This window comes from Nitrospira sp. (genome assembly GCA_005116745.1).
GTDB lineage: Bacteria > Nitrospirota > Nitrospiria > Nitrospirales > Nitrospiraceae > Nitrospira_D.
In genome coordinates, this window is record SWDS01000010.1 from 510,607 (window position 1) to 524,046 (window position 13,440).

Sequence of the window (13,440 nt, forward strand, 5' to 3'; positions counted from 1 at the left end):
TTGGCTTTTTGCTCAGTACCCAGCACTGAGCACTGTTCTTCATCGATCCACATCCGATAGCACATAATCCACGCTTCCAAGGACAGCTAAGAGATCTGATAACAACTCGCCGCGTGCCATCAATGGCACCATCTGGATATGGGCAAACGAGGGGGTCCGAATTCTCGTCCGGTACGAGAGCTGTGACCCATCACTCGTCAAGTAATAACTGGTCTGGCCTTTCGACGATTCGGTGGGAACTTCCGCTTCACCGGGAGGAAGCACCGGCCCCCAACTCACTCCAACGAAATGATTGATGAGCGTTTCGATGTCCTGCATCGTGTGTGTTTTCAGCGGAGGAGTGGCAAGAGCATCGAGTGACGTATAGGGACCTGATGGCATAGAGTCGAGACATTGACGAATGATCCGCAGCGACTGACGCAACTCCAAGACATGCACCAGCGCGCGGTCATAACAATCACCGTTTGAAGCAACCGGGACCTCAAAGTCGAACTGGTCATAGCCGGAGTACGGACGGACCTTGCGCAAATCCCACGGCATGCCGCAGGCACGCAGCATCGGACCAGTGGCACCCCACGCGATGGCATCATCGAGAGACAAGACCCCGATCCCGACGGTCCGCTGCTTGAGAATTGGATTGTCCATCACCAGTCGCTCATAGTCATCGAGTCGGCTGGGAAACCAATCGATGAACTGGCGAACCAGCTTGTCCCATCCAATCGGAAGATCTCGTGCCACTCCACCGATCCGGAGCCAATTCGGATGCATACGGCCACCACAAATGGCTTCGGTGATTGAGAGGATGCGTTCTCGATCGTTGAACATGTAAAAGACTGGTGACAAGGCACCAATGTCGCCCGCAAAGGTCCCGTACCAAACGAGATGACTGGCGATTCGATAGAACTCAGACATCATGACTCGGATCGCTTGTGCACGCGGTGGCACCGTAATCCCCGCCAATCGCTCGACGGAGAGACAGTACGGCATTTCGTTCAGCACGCCCTGGAGGTAGTCCACACGATCGGTGTAGGGAATGAACGAATGCCAGGTTTGCCGCTCGGCGATCTTTTCCTGGGAACGATGGTGGAAACCGATATCCGGGACAATTTCGATGATTTCCTCGCCCGCGAGCTGCGCCACGAGTCGAAGCACCCCGTGCGTACCAGTATGGGCTGGACCAAGATTGATGAACATATAGTCGAAATCTGAATCCTGATCTTGGTGGGTGCGGGCTAACCCCCAATCTTCGGGCTTAAATTGCAGCGCGTCCTGTGCCATGACCAGCTTCTCCGGCGGCATTTGGAACTGCCCGACTTCTGTCGCACGCGAGGGATGATCCTTTCGAAGCGGATACCCCTCCCACCACGAAGGCATGAGAAGGCGGCGGAGAAAGGGGTGTCCATCGAAACGAATCCCGAACATGTCGAATATTTCTCGTTCATACCAATCGGCGTTTGGCCACACGTCTCTGCTCGACGGCAGCGAGAGTGCGTCATCATTCAGCGCCACCTTGATACGGAGTGATTGGTTCCGATCGAACGAGAAGAGGTGATAGAAGACGGTAAAGGTTCTGATCGGTAATCCTTCATGATGGCGACGAAGCCGCTCGTCGGTCGCACTCAGGTCAAACAGCATGGGAAACGGACGAGGAAGATCAGATTTGATATAGCGGAGGATTTCATGAAGTCGATGTTTCTCAACCCAGATGGTTGGAATCTCATCTTTGGTGGATTGCACCGCGGTCAGATATCCGTCCGAGCCAAAGCGGGCTGCGATCTCCGCCACGAGTCCTGTGTGTTCTCCGATTGGGATATCTCGGGTGGCCGAAAGTCGTGGAGTCATGACTTGCCTTTCGGTCGACCGTCTGGCTGTCCTGCAAAGTGGGGCGAGAGAAGATCGGTTCGCGGAAGCACATCGATACCGGGATATTCGCGTTGACTCATCCGCTCGGCTCGTTTGGCATCACGCAGCGAAGGCATAATGGGCCTCTGAACCTCCTGTGGACCAAAATGCAAGCTCAAGGGACGGCGTTCTGACCCAACCAGATTCTGGAGGAGCAGCAAACATTCCATAAAGGCATGGGGCGGCGGTGGGCATCCTGGCATATACACATCCACGGGAATGAATTTATCGACGCCTTGCACGACAGAATAGGCGTCGAACATTCCGCCGGAGTTGGAGCAGGACCCCATCGAAATGACCCAACGCGGCTCCAGCATCTGTTCGTAGAGTTGCTTGATGACAGGCGCCACTTTCAGAAATACCGTCCCGGATACGACCAACACGTCGGCCTGCCGTGGTGAACCACGGACAACTTCTGCGCCAAATCGAGAGACGTCATAGACACTGGTCAAACTGGTCGCCATTTCGACGAAACAGCATGACAAACCGAAGTTCAACGGCCAGAGTGAATTCTTTCGTCCCCATGCTAAGAGATCTTGGAGCTTCGCAAAAAGGACTGAGTCGCCAACGACAGAGGTCAACGAACCATCGCCACCTTCTGTGATCCGTACCCCTTCCAGTCGTCCGTTACGCCACTCGGTCATCGTAGAGCTCCTTTGACTCCTGCATGGTTGGATTCTGGCGGTGACGGACTCGTGGACGTTGCGACTGTGCATGCCAGTCGAGCGCTCCGGTGAGCCACAAATACGCAAGAGATGCCAGCAGAATGGCCACAAAGATCGTCACTTCAATGAAGCCAAGCCAGCCTGTCTCGGGCACCGCGACAGCCCAGGCATAGAGGTATGCCGCTTCCACATCGAAAATAACGAAGAACATGGCGATCAAATAATATTGCACCGGTGGGCGGACTTGAGCGTTGCCAGTTGGCCGAATCCCACATTCATAGGGAACGCCGGTTGCGCTTTCAGATCGACGCTCAGGCTTTTTCCAGTGACGCTCGCCAAGCAAAGGCGGAAGTCCCAGCATGACGGCAATCACCACGCCGACACACAAGCCATAGATACAGATCTGCCAAATCGCGTCATCTACCATAAGAGTAACTAACCATCTGCAATAACTAACTATCGGCACTAACTAGCCATTTATTGAGGGCAATGAAGGTCTTCCCAACTCTTCAATATCATGCTGAGTGGAGTCTGAATCAATAAAGCCACTATTTTACAATTACTTACGGGGGAGAACGGCTGCGAGCGGTAGGGTGAGAGAATAATTATAGGGAGACTATTTGAGTGGGTGCGCGACGATTTCTGTAGGTCAGCCACTGAGGCTGTTGAACAGATAATCCTCTGCGTGGAATCCTATCCGTATTTGCATATTTCCGATCCTTCACACACCTCCCTTGGGGTCTTGAACCAGTTGATGAAGGAACTGCCGTTCCTCTGTTTCAGTTTCTACGTCGCCGTTCAGACGTGCAGCGAGTAATCGGTCGAGGATTTTCTTGAACTGCGGGCCTGGTTTCAACCCCATGGCTTTCAGGTCAGTGCCCGTCAGAATTGGCTTCACATGCTGATAGGTCGTGAGGAACGCTGAGACCTGGCGCTTGACTGTTTCCCCTTTGCTCTTCGCCATGAGGATTAAGAGCGTCTCATCGGATAGTCCAGACAAGAGATGGTAGACCTCTGCCGGTGTGAGGGGTCGTTTCGATGCGAGTCGACGGATCATGTTGTGACAGCTCACGCGGGCCATTTTGAGTTTGGTCGCTTCCTGTTCGGAAAATGGAAAGCGCTTGAGCAGGTCTTTCACAGCACGCTCGGGCAACAGCTCGAGCAGTCCCATCATGTAGACCAACCAAACCTCCATCTGCCGATCCAGGTACAGGAGCCGGTACCAATCGACGGCTTCTTCCAGCGCGGCCAACAGTTGGTCCAACCGCTTGGACCAACTCAGCTTCGGATGGATGAACTTCAAAAGATTGAGCTCCGCCAATCGCTTGATCGCCTGTTTCGATTCCCGTTCGCTGAACAGTAGTTTCAGCTCCTCCAGCAGACGGTGGCCAGATAATCGGTGAAACAGGTTCATCTTGACGGCGCCGGCGATCAACGCCGCCGTGTCCTTGCCCAAATGAAATCCAAACCGAGTTTCAAATCGGACAGCTCGGAATACCCGAGTTGGATCTTCGATAAAACTTAGTCCGTGCAAGACACGGATCACTTTGTCATTCAGATCTCGCTGCCCACCATAGAAATCCAGCACATCGCCGAAGCCCTTCCCGTTCAAGCGAACCGCCAAGGCATTGATCGTAAAGTCCCGTCGATACAGGTCTTTCTTGATGGAACCCTGTTCGACCGTCGGTAAGGCAGTGGGATACTCGTAATACTCTGTCCGTGCAGTGGCCACATCCAGCTTGAAACTCTCTGGCAACATCAGAATGGCTGTGCCGAATCGCTCATGCACCTTGACCTTCGCCTGCAGCATGCCACCAAGCTTTCGCGCGAAGGCGATGCCATCGCCTTCGACCACGAGATCCAAATCCAGATTCTTGATGCCCAGTAACAGGTCTCGTACGCAGCCGCCCACGACAAAGAGCGAAACCTCGCAGCGATCAGCTAAGTGACCCGCGTCTTCCAGCAAGGTCACCAAGCGATGTGGCAAGCGGCTCTGTACGAGTCCCTTCACGTTGCGGCACGGCCCTCCGATCTCAACGTGAGCTTCGCCTGGACGCATCGTCCGCATTCGGGCAGCCTTCAATACATCGTCGTGTAGGGTCCGCAGCAGATCCGTTCTCGTAATGACGCCGACAATCTTCGTGTCTATGATAATCGGCACAAAGCGCTGATTGCGCTCGATCATGGCCGTTTCGATCTCATGAAATGGCGTGTCTGGCTGCGCGAGATAGGCATCGGTCTGCATGATGTCACGTACAGTCATCTTGCCCAGCCGATGAAACAAGGCTTTCTGAATCGACTCTCGGCTGACGATTCCGATGTACCGATCTTTTTCATCCAAGATTGGAAACACATTCAGCCCATAGGCCGTCATCCGCTGTCCTGCTTCGGTCACGCTGGTCTCGACCTCGATCGCTTTGACCGGGGTAGTCATAACATCCTGAGCCAGCAGAGTCGGACGATACTGTGTGGTCAGCAGCTGAACGACCTTCTCCTTGACTGCCGCAAGGGTTTGCCCTTTGACCGTGGCGGCTGCAGCCACGGCATGGCCTCCTCCTCCAAATTCCCGTGCGATCCAGCTGACGTCGATCTCAGGCCTGCGGCTTCTTCCGATCACTTCCACTCGGTCTGCCATCATCACTGCCACGACAATGGCATCGACCGCCTGTAATTCGGCGAGTCTATGCACAACGCCGGCTGCCTCTCCGCGGCAGCGGTCGATCGTGCTCGTGGCCACCAGGACCTTGCGGCCTTCCAGGTAATGCACGTCGCTGTGCTCTAAAAAGTCGTTCAGCAGCGCGACGGCATCTGCATCGAGGGGACGGAGCAACGTACTTGCCACCAGATTCAGGTCCGCGCCGGCTGCGACGAGAAACGCGCCGGCCTCAAAATCACGGCTGGTCGTCGAGGCGAAAACGAACGATCCGGTCTCTTCATAGAGGCCCAGGGCCATCACGGTCGCCTCGAACGGTGTCACGGGAATATGCCGCCGCCGAAGTTGTTCTATGAGAAGCGTCGTCGTGGCCCCGACCGATTCAATGACAGACTGTTTCGAACGGCCGGCGAGGGATGAGTCTGGTTCGGGGTGGTGATCGAACACCACAACTTCGACCGTCGGATTCTCGATGCACGATTTGAGCGTTCCGATCCTGTCGGGCTCTTGGGTATCGACAAGCACGAGCCTAGTGATTTGAGAGAGCTCAATGTCCTTGAGTTTGCAGATATCGAGGTCGTGTACGGCGAGAAAGTTACGGACGGCCTCCTGGCCTCCAGCCGGCAGAACCAGCTTTGCCGCTGGGAAGAGTTTGCGCGCGGCAACCATCGAAGCAAGGCCATCGAAGTCCGCATTGCTATGCGTGGCGATGACGTCCATGCGTACATTCTAGCAGGGTCTTCACTTAGGCGAAACGAAAGCTTGCTAGGAGTACACACTACTCTCGGCCTCTGTATCACACCGATCCTGATGGGATTGGATACTCTGTAGGCGTGTTTGCTGATACGAGAGGCCAGCAGTCAGGTCGATCTGTGACTTATCCTCACGGTCTTTTCAGCATCCCTGATCTCCACGGCTGAATGAATCACGTAGTAATGATTTCAGAAAAACGACGGACCGTTGTTTACAAAATCCACTTTACTTCGTCAAACAGTGGGTAAGGAAGCCCCCTACAGACGCCCTGAGTAATCGCGAGACTACTAGAATTCTGAAAAAAGCAGTTGCATTCGAAGTCTGGGAGTCAGGGATGGGCAGAGCACGGGGAGCACAGCTAATCTCAAGCTCAGAAATTGGAGAGCGACTAATGGATTCGATCATGCCCACGGGCAGCATCATGGCCACTTTACTCGTCGTTCTTTGTAGCTTCCCGGCCTGCAGCACTCCTCAGAATCTTGTCATCCACGAGTCAAAAGCTCTCTCGGTCGTTCTCCGCGAGATGCCGGCTGGGTACCCCTCGCTTGCTCCGTTTAACTACGCGCACATGATACTACCCAAGGATGCATTAGCTATCCTGGAGTCGGTCAACTATGATGCCGACTCAATATTGCCGTTTTCACAAAGGCAGCGACAACCGGTATTTACCAGGCTTCAGGCAGAATTTTTGGCACCGGAATTATCAAAAGCGCTGAACCTCGCTCTCCCCCAAGAGGTTGCGGCGTTTATCGTGTCCGACCCTGAGAATCCTAATCAACACACGAAAGGTGTGGCGTTCGTGCACGGTGACGAATTGCATCTCATCATCGAAGAGCTGCACAAACCTGTGTATCGAGGACAAGGAAACACCTATCAGCAGCAAACATCTAGATGGGAGTTACTTCCCGGCGACAAGCAACGGCACTATACGGGCCGTCCAGGAGGCAAGGGAGCGATAACGAACTGGGTCATTACCCTTCTTCGATAAGGAATCGAGAAAGTATCGGCCTCGTTTTCTTAGCCGTATCGATGGTATCGATGTATGGGCACCCAGGTGGCGCGCGATCACACGAGTGACTCTTCGCCTGGGCACGCACTTGCTCGGCACCTTGTTTGCTCAACCGACCAGCTGGGATATCCGGTACAGGCACATATCGGCGGTTCTGCTATACGCTCAAACAGTTGACGTCATGTCATGAGGAGGTGGTCATGCACATCAGTGTCATTGGCAGCGGTTACGTCGGACTCGTCACCGGAGCCTGTTTTGCCGAATTCGGCGTCCAGGTCACCTGCATGGATACCGACAGCCGAAGAATCGAGAAGCTTGAGAAAGGGGAGATCCCGTTTTATGAGCCGGGTCTCGCCGAACTGGTCGCCAAGGGTGTCAAAGAAGGCAGGTTGAGTTTCACTACGAATATCGCTCAAGCCGTTGAGAAAGCTCTAGCAATTTTTATCGCTGTCGGTACTCCTCCGAGCGCAGACGGGAGCGCCGACTTGTCGTTTGTGAAAGAGGTGGGAAAAGGCATCGCCCAGCATATGAGCAGCTACAAGGTCATCGTCACCAAATCGACCGTACCGGTCGGGACCGGGGAAACCATTCGGGAGGTCGTCAAGAAGACACAGAAATCGACCGTTCGGTTCGACATCGTCTCCAACCCGGAATTTCTTCGAGAAGGATCAGCCATCGAAGACTTCATGCGACCGAATCGCGTAGTAATCGGCACTGATAGCGACCAAGCCGTCGCCATCATGAAGGACCTGTATCGCCCACTCTATCTTATTGAAACGCCCATCGTTGTCACCGATGTGCAGACGGCTGAGTTGATTAAGTACGCGTCCAATGCATTCTTGGCAACGAAGATTTCGTTCATCAACGAAATCGCGAATCTGTGTGAAAAAGTTGGAGCCAATGTGCAGATGGTGGCGAAGGGGATGGGGCTTGACCATCGAATCGGGGCGAAGTTCCTTCATGCTGGCCCTGGCTTCGGGGGATCGTGTTTCCCCAAGGATTTGGCGGCGCTCATTCAGACAGGCGAACACAACGGGTATCCCATGCAGATTGCCTCAGCGGCCTCACGTGTCAACGATATCCAACGTGGACGGATGATTGATAAGATTCGGGAAGCGATTGGGGGACTGAAGGGGAAAACGTTGGCCTTTCTTGGCCTCTCGTTTAAGCCGAACACGAACGATCTCCGAGAGGCTCCGGCGTTAGCGATTGCCCGAGAACTTCTGACGGAAGGAGCCACGATTCGTGCGTATGACCCGGAGGCACTGACGGAAGCTTGCCAGCTGATACCTGAGCTCAAGGCTTGCCGAGATACCTACCAGGCTGCTGAAGGAGCTGATGCCCTGGTGATTATGACGGAGTGGAACGTGTTTCGAAACCTCGACTTCGAGAAGCTGAAGTCGGTTATGCGGATGCCCCTCGTGATCGACCTTCGGAACGTCTATGATTCCGAACGCGTCGCGGCCACCGGGTTCACGCATGTCTCGGTGGGGCGTCCGGCACGGAGTCCTCAGAGCCGCTGAAGGGATCTTAGGTAAAGAGGGTTCACAGTTTCAAGAGCGTGTGGGATGCCGTGGCCGATATCTCGGAACCGGCCGCGAATTGCGTGCACGATCTGATCTCATGCGACAGATCACCGCTGTGATTGAGGCCAATGGGTTGCCCCAGACGGAAGTAGGCGCCACATGTGCGGTCACGCAGCCGCAGAACAAAGCGCAGCCCAGCTCAACGTTCAGAAATTGGGAGACGAGTGATGGAATCGATCACGGCAAAGTGTGGGCTAGCGATGGCTTCAGTTCTTACCCTTTGCAGTTTCCAAGCCTGCCAGACTCACCCCCATCGCGCAATTCATCAAACTAAGGTACTCACGATTACGCTCCGCGAGATGCCGGCCGGATACCCATCACTCGAACCATACAACCACCCGTACGCGATACAACCTCAAGAGACCTCCGATATGCTGGGGGCCTTTGATTATGAAGCTCGTTCACTCCTCCCGTTTTCACGAGGACAGCGACACCATGTATTTACAGAACATCAGAGGGGACTCTTGGGATCTGCGCTATCCGAAGCGTTGGGCGTCGCTCTACCGCAAGAAGTCGTCGCATTTAGCGTGGCTGATAAAAAGAAGCCCGACCACCGCACGAAAGGCTTCGTATTCGTTCTCCATGATGAGCTGCATCTGATCATTGAAGAGCTGCACAAGCCTGTGTATCAAGGAGAAGAAAACACCTATCAGCAGCAAACACCTAGGTGGGAGTTGCATCCAGGCGTTAAACAACGGCATTATGCAAAACGTCCAGATGGAAAGGGTGGGATCACCAACTGGATCATTATCCCGCTTCGATAGGGAGCTATATGGCATGAGCGCGCTTCAACTTCGGTATCATGTATGCAGTGACGAATGGCCTCCCATATCGTATGCGGTCGTGCTTGTAGTTCTTCTGATTTGCATACTCTTTCCGAGCGCGTTGTTTGCTCAAGCCGCAAACCAGCCGGTCGGAATGCCAAAGGAAGAAACAATCGACAAGCTGAAAGAACGGCTCCAGCAGATGGAGGAACAGCATCAAAAAGAACTGACGGAATTGAAAGACCGTCTCGCGGTCGTAGAAAAACAACAAAGCAGTTTATCGGATGAGCTTGTCCAGAACATCCGAGTCGGCGCGTACGGTGCCGTGGCTTTTGAAAGTTTCAGGGACCGACGTACGACCCATGACGGCAACTTCGAAGTCTTGCTTTCTGGGAATTTCCATGACCGGATTCGTATCTATACCGAACTTGATTTGGGCCTCCCGAATGGGACGGCTGAGGCAGAACAGGCCTACGTCGATCTTCTCCTTGCTCAAGCATTCAACGTGCGTGCCGGTGTGCTGTTGATTCCGTTCGGAAAATTCAACCTCGATCACTTCGATCCTCGCCGAGACCTCACCCGCCCGCCTTCCGTCGCACGGCTCGTGACCCCCACCAACTGGGCCGATTTGGGATTCAGCATGTTCGGTTTGCTGCCGATCTCGGAGAACGTCAAAGCCACCTACGAAGTTCAGGTGATTAACGGGCTGACGAATGGGTTTACTGCAGTTTCGGCAAGCAGCCCGGACGGCGGCCTCCGTAACGCACGAACAGGATTGCGCACCGATAATAACGGTGATAAAGCCGTTGTCGGCCGGGGAACCCTCAAATTTTTCGACCAGTACGAAGTTGGATTTTCTGGATATCGTGGAGCGTACAAGCCTGGCTCTAACGATCTGATCACCGGTATGGCCTTTGATGCTGAATTCCGGCCTCGCAATGTGACTCTCTGGGAAAATTTTGTCTTGCGGGGAGAATTCGCGCGCTTTGACATTCAAGGATCAACGACGCCATCAAGCTTATGGGGATACTATCTCCAGCTGACCTACCGTTTCTGGCCCTCGGTGTTGAACTCGACCATTCTCGGGCGCCATTTCAATAATCCGACGTTTGCTCTCGTCGGGCTCTATGGCCGTACGAAGATCAATACCGCCGCGAGCCCCACGGGGAGTCAGACCGGTGAGCAGTTTATTATCGGCTTCAACTACCGCCCGGTCGAAGATTACGTCTTCAAGGCAGAGTATCAATTCAATCACGGCCAGTTCAATCAAACTCCCTCCGACGGATTTCTCACATCCATCGCGTGGATCTTCTAACGGCTCGCCCATGGACTGCCCACTCGCTATGTTGAAGTGCTGGGCGGAGGCGCTAGCGATCGCCTTCGCCCTCTGCCTCTGTGCGACGCTCGCCCATGCTGAATCCCTCGCGGTGATCGTCAACAAGAATAACCCCAACAGCTCGTTAAGCACGACGACCGTCGCCAGCATGTATCGGGGAGAGAGTCTTCATTGGCCAGGGGGCGACAGAATTAAATTGGTCAATCGTGAAATTTCAGCTGAGACGAGAAAGGGGTTTTACCTTCAAGTCTTGAATGCCAAACCAGATCAAGTCTTTTACCGCCAAGGCACGCCGATTCCTGTGCAGAGCGTGATCGAGCGGTCGGACGACGCCGTCTTGCGTTTTGTCGGCACGATCGAAGGCGCGATCGGGTATGTCAGTTTGTCACGGTACAGGCAGATCGATGACGGCCTCACGAAAGTCATTCTGATTGTCGAGAGTCCATAATGAGACCGTCATGTTGATTCCACGGTTGCTTACACACTCACTGTCACACAAGGTGATGGCTCTCTTTTGCGCCGTCTTCATATGTGCCATCTCCGGTTTGACCTATTTCGCGTATAGCTCCAGCCGCAATGCCATGTTCCAGGAGTTCAAAATACGAGGGCGGACCATCGTTAAAACTATCGCATCACAAGCCCGATCGCATTTTCGCGAACAAGATGTGGAAGAGTTGACCTCTCTTCTGCAATCCCTTGGTGAGGGCGAGGATGTCGTGGCTATTCTGGCCTATCGGTCGTCAAAAACGCTGTGGCTCGAGTTCTCTGGTATTCAGCTCACGGTCGAGGATCTGGATTTTATGGAGACAGAGGAGGTGTGGGAGAAAGATAGGATCCTCACAAAAGGGTTTCCTGTTTCGGAGTTCGGAAGCATGGTGGTCGATGTGGGGAACCCGACCATGAACGCTAGCCGGTTCACTCCCTCACCGATCGGATGGGTCAGGCTCTTCCTCGATCGGCGCGCGCTTGAACAACGGCTCAATACCCTGATCATCCAAACTCTGGTGACCAGCCTGCTCATAACCATGGTCGGAGGCGGTGTATTTATTCTGTTGCTCCGACGATCTCTTCATATCATTGGTCCCCTCACTGAAGCGACGAAGAAAGTTGCGGAGGGAGATTTGTACACGACCGTTCCTGTCTCCAGCAATGATGAGTTGGGCGAACTCGCGAACTGCTTCAACCGCATGACCGAGCAGTTATTACAGACCACCGTGTCTAAAAACTATGTGGACAACGTCATTCGTTCCATGACGGATATTTTGATTGTGTTCAATCCGGATGGCACGATCCGCAGTGTCAACCACGCTGCTCTGAATCTACTCGGGTACGAGGAACAGGAGTTATTGGGGCAAGGCGCTCACGTCCTTTTCCCCTCGAATGAAAACCCACTGGGTGGGACGACGTATCAGGAGATCCTCAGGCATGGTTCGATTCATCAGATTACAACAACCTACCTCACAAAAGATGGCCGTGCTGTCCCAGTGCTGTTCTCCGCCGCTGTGATGCAGAACGAGGACGGAAGCACGCAGGGCATCGCGTGTGTCGCCAAGGATATGACGGAGCTGAAGCAGCAGGAGGAGCAGCTTCGTTTGCAAGGCACGGCGCTCGAATCCGCCGCGAATGCGGTCATGATTATGGACCGATCTGGGCGCATCACTTGGGTGAATCCCTCCTTCACCGTGTTGACCGGCTATTCCTATGGAGAAGTAATCGGCCGGGATATCCGCAATCTGACATCTGATCGACAAGACCAGCCCTTCTATCAGAAACAGTGGCAGATGATCATGAACGGGAAAGTGTGGCATGGTGAGAGCACCAATCGGAAGAAGGATGGACGCCTCTACACAGAAGAGGAAACGATCACTCCCGTCCGCGACCGGAACGGTGGGATCAGTCATTTTGTCAGCATTAAACAGGATGTCACAAAGCGAAAAGAAGCGGTTGACACGATGCAGGATGCCCACCAGAAACTGAAAGCGCTCGACCAGTTGCGGTCGCAATTTTTTGCCGACATCAGCCATGAGCTCAGGACCCCCTTGACCGTCATCAGAGGCGAAGCTGAAGTGACACTCAGAGGGAAGGAGAAGCCGATCTCGGAGTATCGGACCACATTGGAACGGATTGTCCAATTGTCCAACCAATTGAACAAGCTGGTTGGTGATATCCTGTTTTTGGCTCGGTCTGAATCAGGGACTCTGCAGATCGATCTGAAGCCCACATCGCTGTCGGTCATTCTTGACGAAGTATGCCAGGAGACGAATATTCTCGCTCGATCACGAAGTATGAGCGCTACGCGTGAAGGGGCGTCGCATGATGCAATCGTGCAGGGAGACCCAGAACGGCTCAAACAGTTGTTTATGATCCTCACAGACAATGCCATCAAATACGGACGGCCAGGTGGCCGTATTGTGATGCGTCTAGAGAGCAAGAACGAAGCAGCACGCGTGACCATCACCGATGACGGGCTTGGAATTCCTGGCGCCGATCTTCCGCATGTCTTCAAGCGAGCCTATCGAGTCTGGCGGGGCCGTCCCTCGGCAGTCGGCGGAGCAGGGCTCGGCCTTCCGATCGCCAAATGGATCGCCGAGGCGCACCATGGAACAATCTCCATCGCAAGCGCTCTGGATCGGGGAACCACCGTCACCGTTGAATGTCCACTGTCTGGATCCCAGCTCTCCCGAGCGGATAGATAGGATTACTGTGATCCCTAAAAACACGATCATGTGTTTACGAAACTCCACCGCATTCGTCAAAAAGCTATCCACTCCC

At 54.0% G+C, this 13,440-nt stretch carries 11 protein-coding genes; 7 read left to right on the forward strand and 4 right to left on the reverse strand.

Going from position 1 to position 13,440, the window contains the following annotated elements; translation table 11 throughout:
* Positions 1–39: 39 nt before the first annotated feature.
* The 4 genes from nuoC to E8D52_17230 all read right to left on the reverse strand — a co-directional run bounded on the left by nuoC (position 40) and on the right by E8D52_17230 (position 5,940).
* Positions 40–1,806 carry an NADH-quinone oxidoreductase subunit C/D gene (gene nuoC / locus E8D52_17215; GenBank protein ID TKB66386.1) on the reverse strand — a complete coding sequence of 589 codons (1,767 nt, stop codon included), beginning with the start codon at positions 1,804–1,806 and terminating at the stop codon, positions 40–42.
* A 32-nt stretch (positions 1,807–1,838) separates the two neighbouring features.
* Complete coding sequence (locus E8D52_17220; GenBank protein TKB66107.1) at positions 1,839–2,546, reverse strand: NADH-quinone oxidoreductase subunit B; 708 nt, start codon at positions 2,544–2,546, stop codon at positions 1,839–1,841.
* Positions 2,530–2,994 carry an NADH-quinone oxidoreductase subunit A gene (locus tag E8D52_17225; protein ID TKB66108.1) on the reverse strand — a complete coding sequence of 155 codons (465 nt, stop codon included), beginning with the start codon at positions 2,992–2,994 and terminating at the stop codon, positions 2,530–2,532. Before E8D52_17225 ends, E8D52_17220 begins: the two co-directional genes overlap by 17 nt.
* Before the next feature lie 294 nt (positions 2,995–3,288).
* On the reverse strand, positions 3,289–5,940 hold the full coding sequence (locus E8D52_17230) for a CBS domain-containing protein (protein ID TKB66109.1): 2,652 nt from the start codon (positions 5,938–5,940) through the stop codon (positions 3,289–3,291).
* Positions 5,941–6,364: 424 nt separating this feature from the next.
* On the opposite strand from E8D52_17230, the gene E8D52_17235 reads away from it, so the two are divergent.
* The 7 genes from E8D52_17235 to E8D52_17265 all read left to right on the forward strand — a co-directional run bounded on the left by E8D52_17235 (position 6,365) and on the right by E8D52_17265 (position 13,364).
* Entirely contained in the window at positions 6,365–6,961 is a 597-nt protein-coding gene (locus E8D52_17235) for a hypothetical protein (GenBank protein TKB66110.1), read from the forward strand.
* 221 nt (positions 6,962–7,182) lie between these two features.
* A complete protein-coding gene (locus E8D52_17240) occupies positions 7,183–8,505 on the forward strand; it encodes a UDP-glucose/GDP-mannose dehydrogenase family protein (GenBank protein TKB66111.1) in 1,323 nt (440 codons plus the stop codon).
* Positions 8,426–8,842: a hypothetical protein gene (locus E8D52_17245; GenBank protein TKB66112.1), complete on the forward strand. Its 417-nt coding sequence runs from the start codon at positions 8,426–8,428 to the stop codon at positions 8,840–8,842. The genes E8D52_17240 and E8D52_17245 overlap by 80 nt, the downstream gene beginning before the upstream one ends.
* A gap of 97 nt (positions 8,843–8,939) precedes the next feature.
* Complete coding sequence (locus tag E8D52_17250; protein TKB66113.1) at positions 8,940–9,332, forward strand: hypothetical protein; 393 nt, start codon at positions 8,940–8,942, stop codon at positions 9,330–9,332.
* 13 nt (positions 9,333–9,345) lie between these two features.
* On the forward strand, positions 9,346–10,647 hold the full coding sequence (locus E8D52_17255; protein ID TKB66114.1) for a TMF family protein: 1,302 nt from the start codon (positions 9,346–9,348) through the stop codon (positions 10,645–10,647).
* Between the two features lie 28 nt (positions 10,648–10,675).
* The gene (locus E8D52_17260) at positions 10,676–11,116 is read left to right on the forward strand and encodes a hypothetical protein (protein TKB66115.1); all 441 of its coding nucleotides are present in this window, start codon (positions 10,676–10,678) and stop codon (positions 11,114–11,116) included.
* Positions 11,117–11,126: 10 nt separating this feature from the next.
* On the forward strand, positions 11,127–13,364 hold the full coding sequence (locus E8D52_17265; protein TKB66116.1) for a PAS domain S-box protein: 2,238 nt from the start codon (positions 11,127–11,129) through the stop codon (positions 13,362–13,364).
* Positions 13,365–13,440: the final 76 nt, after the last annotated feature.

What these genes read in the sequence shown, in the direction of transcription:
- E8D52_17220 (TKB66107.1), bottom strand. Translation starts at nt 2,546, where the DNA reads ATGACCGAGTGGCGTAACGGACGACTGGAAGGGGTACGGATCACAGAA.
- E8D52_17225 (TKB66108.1), bottom strand. Translation starts at nt 2,994, where the DNA reads ATGGTAGATGACGCGATTTGGCAGATCTGTATCTATGGCTTGTGTGTC.
- E8D52_17230 (TKB66109.1), bottom strand. Translation starts at nt 5,940, where the DNA reads ATGGACGTCATCGCCACGCATAGCAATGCGGACTTCGATGGCCTTGCT.
- E8D52_17235 (TKB66110.1), top strand. Translation starts at nt 6,365, where the DNA reads ATGGATTCGATCATGCCCACGGGCAGCATCATGGCCACTTTACTCGTC.
- E8D52_17240 (TKB66111.1), top strand. Translation starts at nt 7,183, where the DNA reads ATGCACATCAGTGTCATTGGCAGCGGTTACGTCGGACTCGTCACCGGA.
- E8D52_17245 (TKB66112.1), top strand. Translation starts at nt 8,426, where the DNA reads ATGATTCCGAACGCGTCGCGGCCACCGGGTTCACGCATGTCTCGGTGG.
- E8D52_17250 (TKB66113.1), top strand. Translation starts at nt 8,940, where the DNA reads ATGCTGGGGGCCTTTGATTATGAAGCTCGTTCACTCCTCCCGTTTTCA.
- E8D52_17255 (TKB66114.1), top strand. Translation starts at nt 9,346, where the DNA reads ATGAGCGCGCTTCAACTTCGGTATCATGTATGCAGTGACGAATGGCCT.
- E8D52_17260 (TKB66115.1), top strand. Translation starts at nt 10,676, where the DNA reads ATGTTGAAGTGCTGGGCGGAGGCGCTAGCGATCGCCTTCGCCCTCTGC.
- E8D52_17265 (TKB66116.1), top strand. Translation starts at nt 11,127, where the DNA reads ATGTTGATTCCACGGTTGCTTACACACTCACTGTCACACAAGGTGATG.